General features: G+C 51.5%; 14 protein-coding genes. 2 read left to right on the top strand and 12 right to left on the bottom strand.

Features of this window, described 5'->3' with window-relative positions; translation table 11 throughout:
• Window position 1: 1 nt before the first annotated feature.
• The 10 genes from ACFQ14_RS12545 to ACFQ14_RS12500 form a co-directional block, all read right to left on the bottom strand.
• Window positions 2–1,336, bottom strand: a complete 1,335-nt coding sequence (locus ACFQ14_RS12545; RefSeq protein ID WP_377213098.1) for an anti-phage deoxyguanosine triphosphatase — start codon at window positions 1,334–1,336, stop codon at window positions 2–4.
• Window positions 1,333–2,985 (bottom strand): DUF6119 family protein, encoded by a 1,653-nt coding sequence (locus tag ACFQ14_RS12540; RefSeq protein WP_377213097.1) that lies wholly within the window; start codon window positions 2,983–2,985, stop codon window positions 1,333–1,335. Before ACFQ14_RS12540 ends, ACFQ14_RS12545 begins: the two co-directional genes overlap by 4 nt.
• Entirely contained in the window at window positions 2,982–4,220 is a 1,239-nt protein-coding gene (locus ACFQ14_RS12535; RefSeq protein WP_377213096.1) for a restriction endonuclease subunit S, read from the bottom strand. The genes ACFQ14_RS12540 and ACFQ14_RS12535 overlap by 4 nt, the downstream gene beginning before the upstream one ends.
• Window positions 4,217–5,260, bottom strand: coding sequence for a virulence RhuM family protein (locus ACFQ14_RS12530; RefSeq protein WP_377213095.1), 1,044 nt, complete (start codon window positions 5,258–5,260; stop codon window positions 4,217–4,219). Before ACFQ14_RS12530 ends, ACFQ14_RS12535 begins: the two co-directional genes overlap by 4 nt.
• Window positions 5,257–6,771, bottom strand: a complete 1,515-nt coding sequence (locus ACFQ14_RS12525) for a type I restriction-modification system subunit M (RefSeq protein WP_377213094.1) — start codon at window positions 6,769–6,771, stop codon at window positions 5,257–5,259. Before ACFQ14_RS12525 ends, ACFQ14_RS12530 begins: the two co-directional genes overlap by 4 nt.
• Entirely contained in the window at window positions 6,768–7,433 is a 666-nt protein-coding gene (locus ACFQ14_RS12520) for a restriction endonuclease subunit S (RefSeq protein WP_377213093.1), read from the bottom strand. Before ACFQ14_RS12520 ends, ACFQ14_RS12525 begins: the two co-directional genes overlap by 4 nt.
• A gap of 290 nt (window positions 7,434–7,723) precedes the next feature.
• On the bottom strand, window positions 7,724–8,734 hold the full coding sequence (locus ACFQ14_RS12515) for a relaxase/mobilization nuclease domain-containing protein (RefSeq protein ID WP_377213092.1): 1,011 nt from the start codon (window positions 8,732–8,734) through the stop codon (window positions 7,724–7,726).
• Window positions 8,731–9,180 carry a ribbon-helix-helix domain-containing protein gene (locus ACFQ14_RS12510; RefSeq protein WP_377213091.1) on the bottom strand — a complete coding sequence of 150 codons (450 nt, stop codon included), beginning with the start codon at window positions 9,178–9,180 and terminating at the stop codon, window positions 8,731–8,733. Before ACFQ14_RS12510 ends, ACFQ14_RS12515 begins: the two co-directional genes overlap by 4 nt.
• A gap of 168 nt (window positions 9,181–9,348) precedes the next feature.
• Complete coding sequence (locus ACFQ14_RS12505) at window positions 9,349–9,525, bottom strand: hypothetical protein (protein WP_377213090.1); 177 nt, start codon at window positions 9,523–9,525, stop codon at window positions 9,349–9,351.
• 148 nt (window positions 9,526–9,673) lie between these two features.
• Window positions 9,674–11,179: a UxaA family hydrolase gene (locus tag ACFQ14_RS12500; protein ID WP_377213089.1), complete on the bottom strand. Its 1,506-nt coding sequence runs from the start codon at window positions 11,177–11,179 to the stop codon at window positions 9,674–9,676.
• A 152-nt stretch (window positions 11,180–11,331) separates the two neighbouring features.
• Here ACFQ14_RS12500 and ACFQ14_RS12495 point away from each other — a divergent pair, with 152 nt between their 5' ends.
• Window positions 11,332–12,285 carry a 2-hydroxyacid dehydrogenase gene (locus ACFQ14_RS12495; RefSeq protein ID WP_377213088.1) on the top strand — a complete coding sequence of 318 codons (954 nt, stop codon included), beginning with the start codon at window positions 11,332–11,334 and terminating at the stop codon, window positions 12,283–12,285.
• A gap of 127 nt (window positions 12,286–12,412) precedes the next feature.
• Entirely contained in the window at window positions 12,413–12,658 is a 246-nt protein-coding gene (locus tag ACFQ14_RS12490) for a glycine zipper domain-containing protein (RefSeq protein ID WP_377213087.1), read from the top strand.
• Window positions 12,659–12,667: 9 nt separating this feature from the next.
• Here the strand turns inward: ACFQ14_RS12490 and ACFQ14_RS12485 are convergent, their stop codons facing one another.
• Both ACFQ14_RS12485 and ACFQ14_RS12480 read right to left on the bottom strand, forming a co-directional pair.
• Complete coding sequence (locus ACFQ14_RS12485; RefSeq protein WP_377213086.1) at window positions 12,668–14,041, bottom strand: HlyD family type I secretion periplasmic adaptor subunit; 1,374 nt, start codon at window positions 14,039–14,041, stop codon at window positions 12,668–12,670.
• A gap of 4 nt (window positions 14,042–14,045) precedes the next feature.
• A complete protein-coding gene (locus ACFQ14_RS12480; protein WP_377213085.1) occupies window positions 14,046–15,980 on the bottom strand; it encodes a type I secretion system permease/ATPase in 1,935 nt (644 codons plus the stop codon).
• Between the last annotated feature and the right edge of the window lie 118 nt (window positions 15,981–16,098).

Genomic DNA, 16,098 nt, shown 5'->3' with positions numbered 1-16,098 from the left:
CTTACAATTTGTCAAATACTGACCCCATGCGCGGACTAAAGAGTCGTTCATAGGTTTTAAGAAGATAAAGATCAGTCATTCCTGCAACGTAGTCGCAGATCACTCTTACGTTCTGGCCGCTTTTTTCGAAGATAATTTTTGCATCTTTCGGAAGAAGGCGGAGTGGATCAGATGCCATTGCCTCAAAAACCGAGACAACCATTTTCTGACCCTTGAACTCCAAGTGTTGAATGCTTGGGTTGAGGATTACCTGATCTCGTACAACATCTTGAAGGGCATCGAGAAGCGCTCTTTGTCGCTCTTTCACTTGAACCCGATAGCGTAGCAGTGGTTCTGAAAATTCCTCTTTTTCTACCACTTCGATCGCCGTGATTAGGTGGTGAATGAGACGGCTTATGCATCTTTTTCGAGTAGCACTTTCTCCAAAGAGCATATCCACGAAATATGCATACACGTTGTTTCCACATTCCTGCGGATATTTTTCTTTCAATGCATCAAGAAAAGAGGTGGAGCTATCGGGCGTAACAGCGTTCTCGAACGCTTCTCTGGTGAGCAATCGCATTGCGATTGCATCTTCCAAATCGTGAACGCCGTAAGAGATATCGTCGGCCACGTCCATTATGGTGCAGTCGAGAGACTTGTGATTCGTCTTATTGTGCTTGTCTGCTTTTTGCTCAACAGCTTGGAAATCATCTCTTTCGGCATCTGAAAGAGGCTTGAGAATCCACTCAACAACATCGTTTTCTGAATCCAAATAACATTTTGGAGGCTTGCTGCACTTCACATCGATTAGCGAAACCGTAGTAGTAGATTTTTCCAGCGCGGGAACTTGATTGTTCGTTGCGTTAAAAGACGCTGGATATTTGAGAACGCCTAAGAGCGCACGGCGGCTGAGATTTGCACCAGAGCTTTGAGAGAAATTCTCCAACCGAGATAGAATTCTCAATGTCTGACCATTTCCTTCGAAGCCACCGTGGTCACGCATACAATAGTTCAAGGCGACTTCACCGCCGTGACCGAAAGGTGGATGCCCCAGATCGTGTGTACAGCCGATCGCCTGGATAAGTGTCCGATCGGGGAGGTGCGAGCAAATAGGATTGCCCGAGTAATCTTTTGCAATTTGCTTGGTCAAACCGCTCGCAATTTGTGCCACTTCGAGAGAATGGGTTAAACGGGTGCGATAGAAGTCGCTATCACCCAGATTCAGAATCTGAGTTTTTCCCTGCAATCGGCGGAACGATGCAGAATGGATGACGCGGGCGTAATCGATATCGCCAGCTTCTCGTGCGTCCTCTTTCTGTGCCTGCCACGGCTCTCTTCTTTCGTACCAAGTCATGCGGCCTCCGCTTCAGGCGCGTCATCCGCCTTCTTTTTTCGTTGTTTCTTTTTGCCTTCAGCAGCTTCCACCTGGTTCTCAACAAAACAGAATTCCGCATCGATCCCCATTCGGCGCAACTCCTTCATAGTGCGCTTCAGGCTGATGCGTGAGAACAATGGCAGGTTCAGAGATTTTGCGGTTTTATCTTTGTGAGTAATAATCTGAAAAACCACCTTGAAGCGATTGCCTTCGAATGCCGCCAATATCTCAGCTTCTTCACCATCAGCAGCTTTGTCGACCGCGAGCGCTTTGAGATTCTCCAACGCCTCGGAGTCATCGCGAACAAGCTGGACGGAATTCAAACCCTGATTAAACAGATGGCTCAGCATCGCCGAAACGGTTGATCGCTTCACATGGTGCAGGATAACGAGATTGTTCTCTGTCTTGAAAATATCGCAGGGTTCGACTTGTTTCTGACCAGCGGGTGCGATGTTTTCTTTGTCCATGCAAAGAGAAGAGGCAGCAGTTGCCGCAGCATCATTGTAAGCACCTTCGTCGTCGTGGCTGTATTCAATAAGCGTGGTGTCAGCGCATAAAGGGTCAAGATACGTGGACAGTTCTGAGACATAGTTGCCATCGACCTGATACCAATTTCCTTCGCATAGGTGATAACTTGCCGCCCCACCATCGAGCGTGCTGTCGAAAATCAAACATTTTAGAATGCTGGGTCGATCGCCGCGCGGTTGCCCAGCCTCATTTGTGAGCACGAGATGATGCTTCTTGAGCGCATCTACGTCGATCGTCGCCAGGTTGAAGCCGTTTGAATCCAAATACTCGAAGTACCGATCGATAAAAACATCGTCATAGACGAGACCAGCGCCTTCACCTGCAAACGTCGCATACATCTCGTCGGCATAATTCACGATGTCAGGGATAGTCAGGACAACATTGTCCTCTTTCGCCCTTATCGCGGCAATCAGTTTTGCGTTGAGAGCGTCAACAATCACGGGGTCTTTGACTGGGGCAACATTCTGGATGTCAGGAAACGAAGTCTTGTATGTATCGTCCTGATAGAGTTCCAGCAATTTACCGCAAAGCGCAGCCAGTCCAGCAGGTCCAACATCTGAGCTAATTCGAATGCTGCTTGCGCCTGTCGCGTGCTTGAAAAACGGTTTCAGTTCTTCTCTGACTTTACCAGTCAGGCTCTTCAAGATTGTGCTGTCACGATCAAAATCAAATAGGGTTAGATCAGAGCCAACGGATAGCTGGGTTCTCTGCCGCCTTGCATTCTCGGGCATCAAAGAGTCCAGGCTTTTTAGCTGATCAGGATCAACGCTGTTTAGCGTAACACGAAGTCCAAAATCGTACTCATAGCTCTCGGGTTTGAGGTTATGAAATACGTGTCCGAAAGTGATTGCAAATGTTCGATCATTCACGGGCAAGAATACGATCGCACCCTTGAGAGTCTGCATCAGGTGCTTCTGAATACCAAAATAACCTCTCCACCAAGGCGGTGTTTCCTGACTATCGAGCACATAAAGACCCGCGCCTTCGGGCAGGTCGTTTGCATCGACTCCATCTTCAAGCGTGCTGTCTTCTTTCAGCGTATTCGTGGCATCAAAACCTTCCTTGAGGAGGTAAATTGAAAAGGATCGCGACTTGCTCATGCGGCTTGCTCCTTATTGATCGCGACACGGCGCTTTCCCGTTAGGAGCTGCTGCATGAGAGCACATTTTTCGGATTTCAATTTTTGCAGTTTCTCTTTTTGAGAGTTGATTTCTTTTGCCGCAGTCAGGATCACATCAGAGATTTTTTCCTGCTCCGCTAAGCGTGGGAGTTGCACTTCAAGGTCTTTGAGGTGTGCAGCATAAAGATGAATGATAGTGATGCCCTGCGCGCGCGAAGCAATATTGTGTTTCATCACATGGGTAAGGTAGTGCGCAAAAAATGAAGCGCACACATTAGGTTTCTTCATGCGCAAAATATTGATATCGCCGCCGAGTTTTACGCCGCTTTCGCCTATAGCCGTAACATTTGCGAGATCGATTCCGCTCGTCGTCGTAGACGCTGGTATAAGAAGGTCGCCACTTACTGAAGGCACTCCATCATTGGAATTTGTTCGGCTGGCAACCTCATCAATGATCTCTCCATAGCGAGTGTAGAGCTCGCCATAGAGAACACATGAATGTGCACCTTCTTCACAAACTGCTTGTTTTGAAATGCCTTGCCCCTTTTTAAAGTTGAAAAGGACATCCAAACGTGCCGATTTCCATTCGCCATCAAAGCCTGGCAGGCGTTTTTTGCCTGTGAGAAGTTGTTGCATCAGCGACTTCTTTTGCGCTTCGCTATTGGCAATTAGTTTTTCCGTCGCTTCAATCGCGCGATCCCAAGTCGAGAGGATTTCCGCGATGCGACGTTGTTCTTCATAGGTCGGATGCGCGATCTTGATTTTCTTAAAGAAAGGCAGGCCAATTGTTTTGATCGTTGAGCCAATAGCCTGACGTTCAAACTCAGGCTTATTGAGTCTTAACCAGTTGTACAAATACCAGTTATGTAGTTGGTTTGGGCCATCGCATTTCCAAGCGATAAAATGTTGGCTGACGGCCATTTCTTCCGCCAACACAGCCGACTTTCCAACGCCTGCGTCACGTGAAATTATTACCGTACCTTTTGGAAGCAGCACAGCAGAAGAATGCTTTAAGCCGTCCCGTGATATTTCTTTGTCGGTGTGTGCGATTAACCCAGAGTCGAGTTTGGACGAGTCAGCGAGTGACACCCATTTTATGCCGCCATTCCAATATTCAGGATGATTTTTGTTCGGCGTGTGACCGCTTGCGCGGGAAGTAACGTCGTCCAAGAGCGAGACATTCCAGTCTTTCGGATATTGGCCGCGATACTTCATTCGATTGCGCCTTTCTTGCCTTCCAAATCCTTTGCTAGGCTTTCGAGGGCTTCGATGTCTTCTGCGTCGGCGGCGATGACGTCTGCTTCCTTGCGTTTGAGATCGAATGCATCGTAGCGATCAGCGGCGAGTTTCTGAGCAACCTTCATTTGCAGTTTTCCTGCATGGGTCAGCACATCGCGTTCATTGAAAGAGAGAAATGAATCGAGCTTGTCCGCCCATTGCGCCATAGTGACAGGTGCACGACGTTTGGCCTGATCTTCGGCGTAATCCAGATACATAGTAACAATGCGGTTCAGTTCGTCGATCTCTTCCGAGTTGAGATAATTCTTGGCGATACCGACATCGCCTTTACGAACGATCGATCCTTTCCAGGACATGACACCCATATTGGGTTTGACAGGATCAGCGCGACCAGCAATCAGCTCCGCCGCCGTATGACCCGTCACCGCCCACAGCATCTTGTTCTGAACTTTCTGGAAAAAGAGCTGCGCTTCGTCAGATGTCTTGTCGTAGTCGATGGCGGTTGTGTAGAGGTCTTTGACTTTTTGGTAGAAACGCTTTTCCGAGGCGCGGATATCGCGAATGCGCGCCAACCATTCATCAAAATAGTCCCATTGCTCGGCCTGTTTCAGCCGCGCGTCATCTATCGCAAATCCTTTGACGAGGTATTCCTTGAGGACGGTGTTTGCCCAGCGACGAAACTGCACCCCACGAGGGGAGCGGACGCGGTAGCCAACCGCCAAAATCATATCAAGATTGTAATGTTTTAGCCTTCTTTCGACATTACGATCGCCCTCTTTGCGAACTTGTAAGAAATCCTTACAAGTTGCCTCTTCGTGCAATTCGCCGTCCTCATAGATGCTTTTTATATGAAGCGTGACGTTCTGTGGCGTTGTTGCAAAGAGCTCTGCCAACTCTGCCTGAGTAAGCCATACCGTACCGTCGATCGCCCGCAGACTTATTTCTGCCTGACCATCTTCGGTTTGGTAGAGGATCAGTTCGCCTCTCGGTGAATCCTGTTGGTTTTCTTCGCTCATACGGCATACCCCAACTCTTTGAGATAGCCGTCCATTTGGTCTTCCAGTTCAGCGAGTTCGGCCTTGAGTTTCACGCGTTCGGCGCGCACCTCCATCAGATCAATTTCTTCTTCTTCTTCGAACGTGTCGACGTAGCGGGGAATGTTCAGATTGTAGTCGTTTTCCGCCATTTCCTCAGGCGTTGCGAGATAGGCGTACTTGTCGACGCTTTCTCGCGCTTGGTAGGTTTCAACAATCTTCGCGATATTGTCGTCGGAAAGCTGGTTTTGATTTTTCCCCGAATTGAACTCGCGGCTTGCGTCGATGAACAGCGTATTTTTATCGGTCTTGTTTTTGCGGAAAACCAAGATCGCAGCAGGGATGCCCGTGCCATAAAACAACTTCTCAGGCAGGCCGATCACTGCATCGAGGATATTTTCCTCAACGAGCTTTTGTCTGATTTTTCCTTCTGATGATCCGCGAAACAACACACCATGCGGAGCAACAACTGCCATGCGGCCTGTCTTCGGTTTCATTGTCTCAATCATATGAAGGATGAAGGCATAATCACCTTTCGTCTTCGGCGGGATACCACGCCGAAAACGCCCGAACCGATCTGCATCAGCCGTTCCATGTCCCCATTTTTCAAGACTGAATGGTGGATTGGCGACAACCACATCAAAGTGCTTGAGGCTGTCTTCACTGTTCAGGAGTTTGGGGTTACGGATCGTATCGCCCCATTCAATGCGATGATTGTCCTCGCCGTGCAGGAACATATTCATTTTGGCGAGAGCCCAAGTGCTGCCTATCGCTTCCTGACCGTAGAGCGCGTATTTTTTTGAGCCGTTATTCTCGATCTGAACACGTTGACCACACTTCATTAAGAGTGATCCAGAGCCACAAGTAGGGTCACAAATGTCATCACCTTCTTTTGGCGCGACTAATTCAGCCATGAGTTCGGACACTTCTGGCGGCGTATAGAACTCGCCAGCTTTACGCCCAGAATCCGCTGCGAACTGTTTGATTAGGAATTCGTAGGCGTTGCCGATAATATCGAGCTTGCCGATACGGCTTGGCGCGAGGTTCAGCTTCTCCTTGGCAAAATCTTCAAGAAGGTCTTTCAACAGCTCGTTCTTCTGCGCCTCTTCGCCGAGCTTGTTAGAGTTGAAGCTGATGTCCTGAAAGACATCACGCAGTTTGGTGATGTTGGCTTCTTCAATTGCATGAAGAGCCTTGTCGATGCGTTCGCCGTTTCCAGCTTCATGCCTGCGTTTGTAGAGCTCATAGAAATTGGCAGACGGCGGGAGAACGAAGCGTTCATTCTTCAGCATTTCGTGAATGAGTTCTGGTTCGTCGCCATACTCTTTCTTGTAATTGTTGTAATGATCCTGCCACACATCGCTGATGTATTTCAGGAACAACATCGTCAGGACGTAGTCTTTATAGACAGCGCCATCGACCGTGCCACGAAACGTGTCGCAGGCCTCCCATACGGCTTTGTTGATATCGTCTTGCTTAATCTGTGCGTTCATATCCTGGCCTCCTTGCCATTAGGTGCAAGGCCAGCGGCCAATGCTTCGAGTTGAGAATTTCGGTTTTCTATCAAGCTATTTAAGAGTGAGCGCTCTCTCTGCGCCGCCTGCCAAAATGTGACAATCATCATTTGCTTTTGAATGTTGGGCACGGTGATCGTTAGTTCTTCCAAGACCGAGCGGCGAATGTTCAAAATATGTGAGCCAGTGGCGTTTCGTTGGAAGTAGTCTTGCGCAGGCTTTTGATTAATCTGCCATGCAAGAAAGTGCGGAGAAAGATCATTCGTATTGCGGATGCTCAGAACAAAAAACTGAGGGGCACAAACTGTTTTCGGGGGGACATTATCAAGCGGGTAAGCAAAAGTTCTTGTTCCACGCGCTGAGAAGATGACATCTTCATTGGTCAGCCAATTTGGCTCACGTTTGGATGGCAGCGAAATGGAAGCCACCTCCATCCAATTAATCGCACCGTCTGGGTTTGTATTCTTGAGCTGAATCAGACGAACATCGCCGTCATCCAGAGCCTCAGCAGAACGGCGTAACGGATATCCTGCCGTGACCGTCACAGCGTCGGCTAGCTTTATGTAAATTTGTGCATCATTGTCCATGATGCGAAAATAGTGATTACCTGACCCAGAGTCAACAAATATTTTTTGCATCATACGTCATGATGCAATAAAACTATCCGCTTTGATGACGTCCTCTTCGAAATTTTGTCTTGGCGGGACTACGGATCGCGCTTCGTTGAACATCGTTCACGCTCTTGCTCGGAGCATCTGACCGCTTAGAGCTTTCTAGGCCAATCTCCTTTTGGAGATTGGTCATTTTCATTTCTGTCAGAAGGCGCTGACGTTGTCGCAAGTGTTGTTCAATCAAGCGCTGACGTTCCGTATTATCACGAACGTCACACGCGAACTTTTCGTCTGCATTTTGCTTTGCGATCTTTTGGTATTTACCAGTCACACGAAACCACAAGGCTTTCAAACCAGTCGGTAAGCGAGCGGCACGAATTCTTTTTTTCCTCGTCTCGTCTCGCAGCCTGTTTTTCAGCTAGCACCCTCCTTTCCGCTCGTTGGTTTTTCACGAGATCAACGCGTCGCGCTTCCAAATCAAGCAGCTTTTTACGAATCTGTCGTGTCGCTTCAGCCAATTCCTCGCTTGGAACGTCATTGGTCTTTTGCTTGATCCAGGCCTTTGCCTCTTCAACTGACGGAAGTGACAATCCATCACCCAATTTGGCACGAACATCCTTGGCCTTCAGATCGAGCCATCGGGACATAGCAAACACTTCGCCATCCGCATCGACAGCGACATGACCTCGTCGATCACCTCTAGCAAGACAGTAGCCATGTTCTTTCAACGCATGGCCAAATGATACGGCGGAGTCTGAGGCTGCCCAGCACTCTTTGAAAATCTTCTTGATGGCAGATGCGCTTTGCTCCGTCCTCTTCGCCTGCTGATGTTCCGCTTGGCAAAATCCCAACGGGTCTCGCTCTTGCGCGTTTTGTAATCCGCGAGGCATCCGCCAGTCATTCTCTAGAAAGAGCTGACGGGATATGTCGCGCAAGCGCATTTTGTAGTGCGGCAGATTGATCGCTTTCATCTCAGAGGTGTCAATTCGCGACCAGACACAATGAGCGTGTCGACGCCCTTCTTTTTCATGGAACACAATCGCTCTAGGCTGATTGGATAGACCGAGACGTTCCTCGATTTTATCGATTGCCTTTTCGAATACAGCGGTCGGCACTCGGGCATTCTCTGGTGGATTCAGACTGAGCGAAAAAAGGAATTGCGTACACCTAGTGCCTTTGCTGACGGCAAACGCCTCAGTAAATGCACCGTTCAAATCCTCTGAAATGAAGCCGCGCAGATCGTGGATAGCAACATGGTCATTATCCCGATCATTTAGGAGGTGACGAGCCAACTGCCGACCACCTGCACGTTGATTGCCCTTGAGGATCATCCTTCTTGGCTTCCTTTCAAGCCAAGGGCTTCGATCAGCTTCACGCGCATCCAGGCAATATGAGCGCACGCTATCTTCAGCTCTTCTTCGGTCTGCTGATCCATCAGCAATGAACCGCAGTTCGCCTCATAGGCAATCTGATTAAGATTGTTGGAAATACGGGTTTCGCCGAGTTTACCGAGTACCTGCGCGAGGGCTTTCTGATTTTTGACAGGAACGCGACTTCTGGTCTTTCGCAATGATACCTGATCGCCAAACAACTGCTTCCGAATGTAGGCGCTGATGGAAACTCCTGCTGCCGCGCGCTTCAGGCGATCGAGCTCTTCTTCGGTGAGGCGCAGCGTGACCCTGGGCGAGTGATTTCTCACTGACTTGCGCTTTACGGAAACCGACTGGAACGTCGAGTTGAGCCTCGAACCTTCGGACGAATATGCTCCTTCCATCATAGCGAAGGCCCTCTACGGGAAGGCTGGCGTGATGGATTCTCCCTTTGTGGAAATTCGATCTTTTCGGCTTTGAGATAGGCGTTCCAATCTTCTAAGGTCTCAAAGAGGGAGTTTGAAGTTTCTCCCTCTAGGCGCACCATTTTTCACCATGCCAATGATCGTTTTCGCTTAGTGTCGTGGACGCGTTGAATCTTCTGCGAAACGCGGATCGACGGGCACCGTCCAAGGCGAAAAGAAATCCTGCGCATTCGGGCGCATTGCGGGCTTTTCTTTGCGCTTTATGCGCACCATTTCCGGTCTTTTTGGCTGCGGGGCATCGCGCAGACTGTGTTGACGTTGTGCCATGGTCCTATCCTTCTCCGTGCAGTTCCAGTGTCAGAAATTATGGTTAACAACATGGAAACGAATTGTGACGAGATAAGAGTCACAAAGTGATGACACTTTGAAAGATTGGTGATCCCTTCATGATAGAACTGCGGAAACCGGCGCTTTTTTACATGGTCGCGCCGATTTGCCACGGCACAAATTCATAGTCACCTAGCCCTTGGCGTTCGGATTTCGTCTGCTCACCGGAGGCAACCCGCAGCAGCATTTCATAGATCGCTCTGCCCGCCTCTTCGACTGACTGACCGTCGCTGAGGATGCTGCCAGCGTTGAAGTCCATGTCATCGCTCATGCGTTCATACATCTGGGTGTTGGTTGAAATTTTCACGCAGGGGGCAGGTTTAGAGCCGAAGGCCGAACCACGTCCTGTGGTGAACGTGACAAGATTGCAGCCCGAAGCGATTTGACCCGTTACGGATGCGGGGTCGTATCCCGGCGAATCCATGAAAGTGAAGCCCTTGCTGGTGATCGGCTCACCATATTTGAACACGCCTGTCAGCGGACTGGTGCCCCCTTTGGCGGCAGCGCCGAGAGATTTTTCCAAGATGGTAGTAAGACCGCCTTTTTTGTTTCCAGGTGAAGGATTGTTGTCCATCGAACCGCGATTGCGGTGGGTATAGTCCTCCCACCAATGAATGAGACTGACCAATTTTTGGCCCGTTTTTTCATCGATTGCCCTGCGGGTTAGCAGGTGCTCGGCGCCGTATATTTCCGGCGTTTCGGCCAACACGCCTGTGCCGCCTTGTGCAACGAGCAAGTCGCAAGCGTAACCCAATGCCGGGTTAGCCGTGATACCAGACCATGCGTCGGAACCGCCGCATTGCAGCGCGACAATGAGTTCGGATGCAGGGCACGGCTCACGTTTGGCTTCGTTGGCGATGGGCAACATGGCGCGAATCTTCTCGATTCCAAGATCAATGGTTTTTTGAAGGCCGGCAACGTCTTGAATGTTCATGGCATGAAACAATGGGCCTTTCTCAATGCCATAGGCTTCCAACAGCCAGTCGATTTGGTTCATCTCGCAACCGAGCCCAACCATTAGCACGCCGGCATGGTTCGGGTGACGGGCGTATCCCCACATGACGCGCTGCAGTGCGTCAAAGCCTTCGCCGCTGCCTGCCATGCCGCAACCGGTGCCGTGGACGAAAGCGACTACGCCGTCGACATTGGGGAAATCGGCAAGTTCTTCCGGCCCAAACGCATCGGCGATGCGACGCGCGGCGGTGGCAGAGCAATTTACCGAAGTAATGACTGCAATGTAATTTCGGGTTCCAACCCGCCCGTTGGTGCGCCGATACCCCATAAAAGTGTCCACGGTTTCCGCTAGCGGTACGGGTCGAAGATCTGTTGCGAAATCGTGTGTTGCATCCGTGGCGCGAAACTCGACGTTGTGCGTGTGAACGTGATCGCCCGGGGCTATGTCGCGCGCCGCATAGCCAATGATCTGGGCGTATTTGCGAACTGCCTCACCTTTGGCGATGGCAACAGAGGCAACCTTGTGGCCGCGCGGGACCATCCCATTGGTTGTCACCCCATCAGCATCAATTCCTGCTTCCAGCGAGCGGGTAGCGGTGACGACGTTGTCGGTCGGGTCGAGGCGGATGGTCAGAGACATAGTGTGCGGCTTCAAAGGGCTTCGTGGCCGCCAATTGCACCGATGGTTGAGCCTTTTGTCCAGAGCCAATCGGTTTTGCACCGCAGGGCTTGTGTCGTTTCATCGGTTGATGTTCAACAATGGACGAAATGTAAGCCCAAAAAGGTTGGTTCATGTCTAAAGAGTTGCTCATCATCGGAAATTTTAATCCACCGATCGCGGACAAATTGTCCGATCTCTACACGGTGCATCATACAACCAAAGATGAAATCGCTGCGTCTGATGGCAAGAATTTCCAGGGTGTAACTGCGGTTGCCACCTTCGGCTATGCGCCGCAGAACCTGATCGACAAGCTGCCATCGCTGGAAATGATTTCATCTTTTGGGGTCGGTTACGATGGCGTCGCGGCTGAACATGCGGCTTCGAAAGGCATCATGGTTGGGCACACGCCCGACGTTTTGAACGATGATGTGGCCAACACCACTATCATGCTGTTGCTGGCAACCATGCGCCGTTTGGTGTTGCACGACAAATATGTGCGTTCTGGAGCGTGGGAGAAAAATGGAGATGCGCCACTAACCCGCAGTATCGCAGGCAAGACGGTTGGCATTGTTGGTCTTGGACGTATCGGTGAAGCGATTGCGCACAAACTTTCGGTTTTCAATTGCGAGGTCGTCTATCATTCCCGCAACGAAAAACCGGGCGTGGCCCATCGCTATTATGGCGATCTGGTGGAGATGGCCTCTGCTTCCGATGTCTTGATCGTCATCACGCCGGGTGGGCCTGCAACCAACAAATTGATCAATACCGATGTGATGAATGCGCTAGGGCCCGATGGCACGATTATCAATCTATCGCGCGGCACCGTTATAGACGAGCAAGCAATGATCTCGGCTTTGAGCGAGGGGCGCTTGGGTGCGGCAGGTCTGGATGTGTTTGAGAAAGAACCGCACGTGCCGGAAGTATTGTGCAAGATGGATAACGTGGTTTTACAACCGCATGTCGGCAGTGCGACGGAGGAGACCCGCGCGGCGATGGCGCAGCGGGTTGTCGACAATCTGCGTGCTTTTGAGATGAAGGGCGCACCGATAAACCTTGTTCCCGAATGTGAAAAGCTACGCAGTTAAAGGCTCAGATTAACGCCTGTCACCCAATGTGATGGGCTGATCTGGTGACCAACATGATGCTGTCGCGTTTAGCCTTCACCTATGTAGCGCGCCCGACGTGTGCGCCGCTTGATAGACGGAGACAGCCATGAAATGTTTGAGCATTATCGCCATAGCCATACTGAGCCTTACGGCTTGCACGCCCACAGAAAGAGGCGCTGCGGTCGGTGCCGGCATCGGTGCAACAGCTGGAGCGATCACTACAGGCACCAAGACAGGAGCCGCCGTAGGGGCAGCTATTGGCGGCGTGACAGGTGCTTTGATCGGTCGAGCACGTGACGGTCGCTGCATCTACCGCGACAGACGGGGTCGAACCTACCGTGCTGCGTGCTGACCCTAACCCCTAGCTTTCACGGAAGGCGCGGTTGAAGCGATCTGATATTGGTTTGACAAGATATTCTAGGAACGTCCGGTCGCCTGTCTTGATGAATGTCTCAACAGGCAGACCGGGAAAAATTTGATCCTGACGCAGACCTTCTGGCAATTCCTGTGCGATCTGCAATCGGGCTGGGAAATACGGCTCGTTGGTCACCGGGTCAATAACTTGGTCCACTGAGACATAAGTGATTTTGCCAGACACTTCCGGCGTTCTGCGGTCAAGTGTAGAGAAGAACAGCTTCGCGTCTTGCCCCTGCTTCACCAATTCTTTGTCGGCAGGATTCACCCGCGCCTCAACAATCAGTTCGCCTCCGGTGGGCAAAAGCACCATGAGGTCTTCGCCAGGGCGAACCACCGCTCCGACCGTATTCTTTGCCGCGGTCACGATGACACCATCAGCAGGAGCGCGCACGATCATTCGGGATAACACGCTCTCGGCTGCGCTACCGCGCTCGCTCAAATCGTTGATTTCCTGACGCACTTGGTTGAGTTGGCTGACTGCCTGCTCTGCAAGATCTGCGCCCAGTTTGTTTTTGCGTTCCTGCGCTTCGACCATAGCGGTCTTCGATTCTGCAATAGCCGAACGGGCACTGCCGATGCGGCCAAGAATATCTGCCTGGTTGCGACGCAGTATGTTGATCTCTGACTTACGGGTCAGGCCACGGCGCAACAATTCGCGCTTGGTGGCGATTTCCTCAACCAGAATTTCGCTCTGAAGCTCAAGCGCTTTGATTTGTGATTCCAGGCCTTCAATGCGCTCTTTTTGGGCTTCAATTGACTGGTTGATAATGCTGGCGTCGGTGGAGAGGCGATCCCTGCGTTTTTGGAATTCACGCGCTTGTTCTCTCAACAAATCAACGACTTTCGCCTGCTCAACCTGTTGCAACAGCCCTTCGCTGAAAGTGAGAGTTTCGTCTCCCGCCAGCTCAGCCTGTAGCCGCTCTGCCCGTGCACGAAGCGAGACGAGAGCAATCGCGACGCGGTTGCTGGTGGAACGAACCTCTGTTGGGTCCAGCTTAATCAATGGCTGACCTTTGACGACCTCGTCGCCCTCACGAACAAGGATCTCCTCGATTATTCCGCCTTCAAGGTGCTGAATGCGCAAGTTTTGACCGCTGGCGGTTACGATACCGGGGGCGATTGCTGCGCCCGCAAGCGGGGCGTTTGCTGCCCAGTAGCCAAAGCCACCGAAAAACAAGGCCAATGTGACCAGGCCGATGAATATGGCCCTGCCCGCGGTTGTTTTGACCCGACTGGCCCAATCCGATGAAGTATTGGGCGCTTCTGTTGCTGCGCCGGATACAGAGTTTTCTGACGGCTGACCCATTTTCAATTCCATTGTATCAGTCTCCCTTCTTTGTGGGCATATCGCCCGCAGGTGCTGCGTCTTGTTTGGGCGACTTCTTGCCCTTCTCCGCTCCGCTAACCGGTTTAGAACCCATTTTTGCGGTGTAGCCCATGCCGGAAGTGCCGGTGCCCATCGATAGGGTTGGCTTTGCGGCTCCGTCCGTTTTGCCGCCACCAGTGTTTGCAGATGGAGACACCCCTGCAGCGGACAATGCATTTTCCCGAAGTTTACGCTGCTGCTCGGCAACGGCGCTTTCTTTGCGTTCGCGCAATTGTCGCAACGCAGCGACAAACTCTTGGTTGGAGCCGTGGAAATCAATCGTGCCAGCATGCAAGCGCATGATGTTAGCCATGTCGGTCAAAACCTGCTTGCGCTGGGTCACAACGATCACGGTTGCACCGTTTTCCCGTGCAGCACGTAGCGCGAGACGAAGCGCCAATTGGCCATCGTCATCAAGGTTAGCGTTAGGCTCGTCCAACACCATGATCCGAGGATTTCCATAGAAGGCTCGGGCAAGCGCGATGCGCTGACGCTGGCCGACTGAAGGCTTGTAACCGCCGGGGCCAACGAATGTGTCGTAGCCTTGGGGAAGCGACTGGATGAGCTCGTGAACCTGCGCTTTGCGGGCGGCCTCGAGAACAAGGTTGTCGTCGGGCGCTTCGCTCATGCGAGCGATGTTTTCCTTAACAGTTCCTGGGAACAGGCGCACTTCCTGGGAAAGGTAACCAATCTGGTTGCCGATCTGGCGGTCATCCCAGTTCTGGATATCGGTGCCATCAATACGAACAACACCGTGATCTGGCACCTGAGCACCGACGAGAAGGCGGGCCAATGTCGATTTACCAGACCCACTTGGGCCAACGATGCCCAGCATATCCCCTTGCGGAATTTCAAAAGACAGGTTCTTCAAAATTGGTTCGTCACCGCTGCCCTTGGGTGGCATGACACGGATGGTATCGACGCTGATCTGACCTTTGATTTCGGGAAGTATCGTGCGTTCAGCTGGATCTGGCATGCGTTCCATAAAGCCGCGCAGGCGCACCCAAGCATTCCATGCAAGCGTGGATTGCTTCCATGCACCAATGATCTGGTCAATCGGTTGCAAACCGCGACCTGCAATGATGGATGAAGCGAAAATCACGCCAGGCGAAATCTCGTTGCGCAGGGCCAGCCAGCCACCAACCCCAAGAATTGCAATTTGCAGGATCATGCGGATCGTGCGGGATATGCCCGCCAAAACGGCGTTGCGCACATCAACAGAATCCTGCGCAATCAGAGCTTCAGCATTATTCTTGCCCCAAACAGTCACGCCGTTGTCGGTCATTCCCATAGCGCGCAAAGTCTCTTCGTTTTCAACCATCGCGGTGGCGGTGCGCATGGCACGCGATTGTTCAGAGACTGCCTCTTTGGTCTGTTTCGATGTGACCCATTGGTTGAGCACGGCAAGCATGAGCAGGATAGCTGCGCCGACAACCGTCAGCCAAAAGAGCAAGGGGTGCAGAAACCACAGGAGAATGATGAAGATCGGAGCAAATGGGGCGTCAAGCAGGGCAAACACGCCGCGCGAGCCGATGAACGAACGAACCATAGATAGGTCGCGCAGCAGCTGTATGTCGCTACCGGATTGGCGACCCATCAATATGGAAGCCCGAAGGGTGTCTGCACCCAAGTCGGTTTCCAGGCGCGCGGCAGCACGTGATGCAACGACGGAACGAACAGCCTCCAGCGCGCCAAGCACCACCAAAGCCGCAACCGCAATGATGGACAGAAACATCAGGGTATCATTGCTGCGCGAAGGCAAAACACGCTCGTAAATTTGCAGCATGTAGAACGGCATGGTGAGCATCAACAGATTGACCACCATCGAGAAACCGAACAGCACAAAAAGGGCTCTTTTGAAAGCAGACCGAGCTCGTTTCAGATTTTTCATTGTTTCCCCGTTTTCACCGACGCGGTGTTACCTGAAGGACTATAACCTATGGACGTGAATGAATGTGTGCAATGTCACAAACAGATAGAATGGCATCATAAAAAACCCCGGAACACGT

Source organism: Pseudahrensia aquimaris (assembly GCF_042676045.1).
Lineage (GTDB): Bacteria > Pseudomonadota > Alphaproteobacteria > Rhizobiales > Rhizobiaceae > Pseudahrensia > Pseudahrensia aquimaris.
The sequence above is the reverse complement of the archived record's forward strand: the minus strand, read 5'-3'. Positions and strand labels throughout refer to the sequence as shown.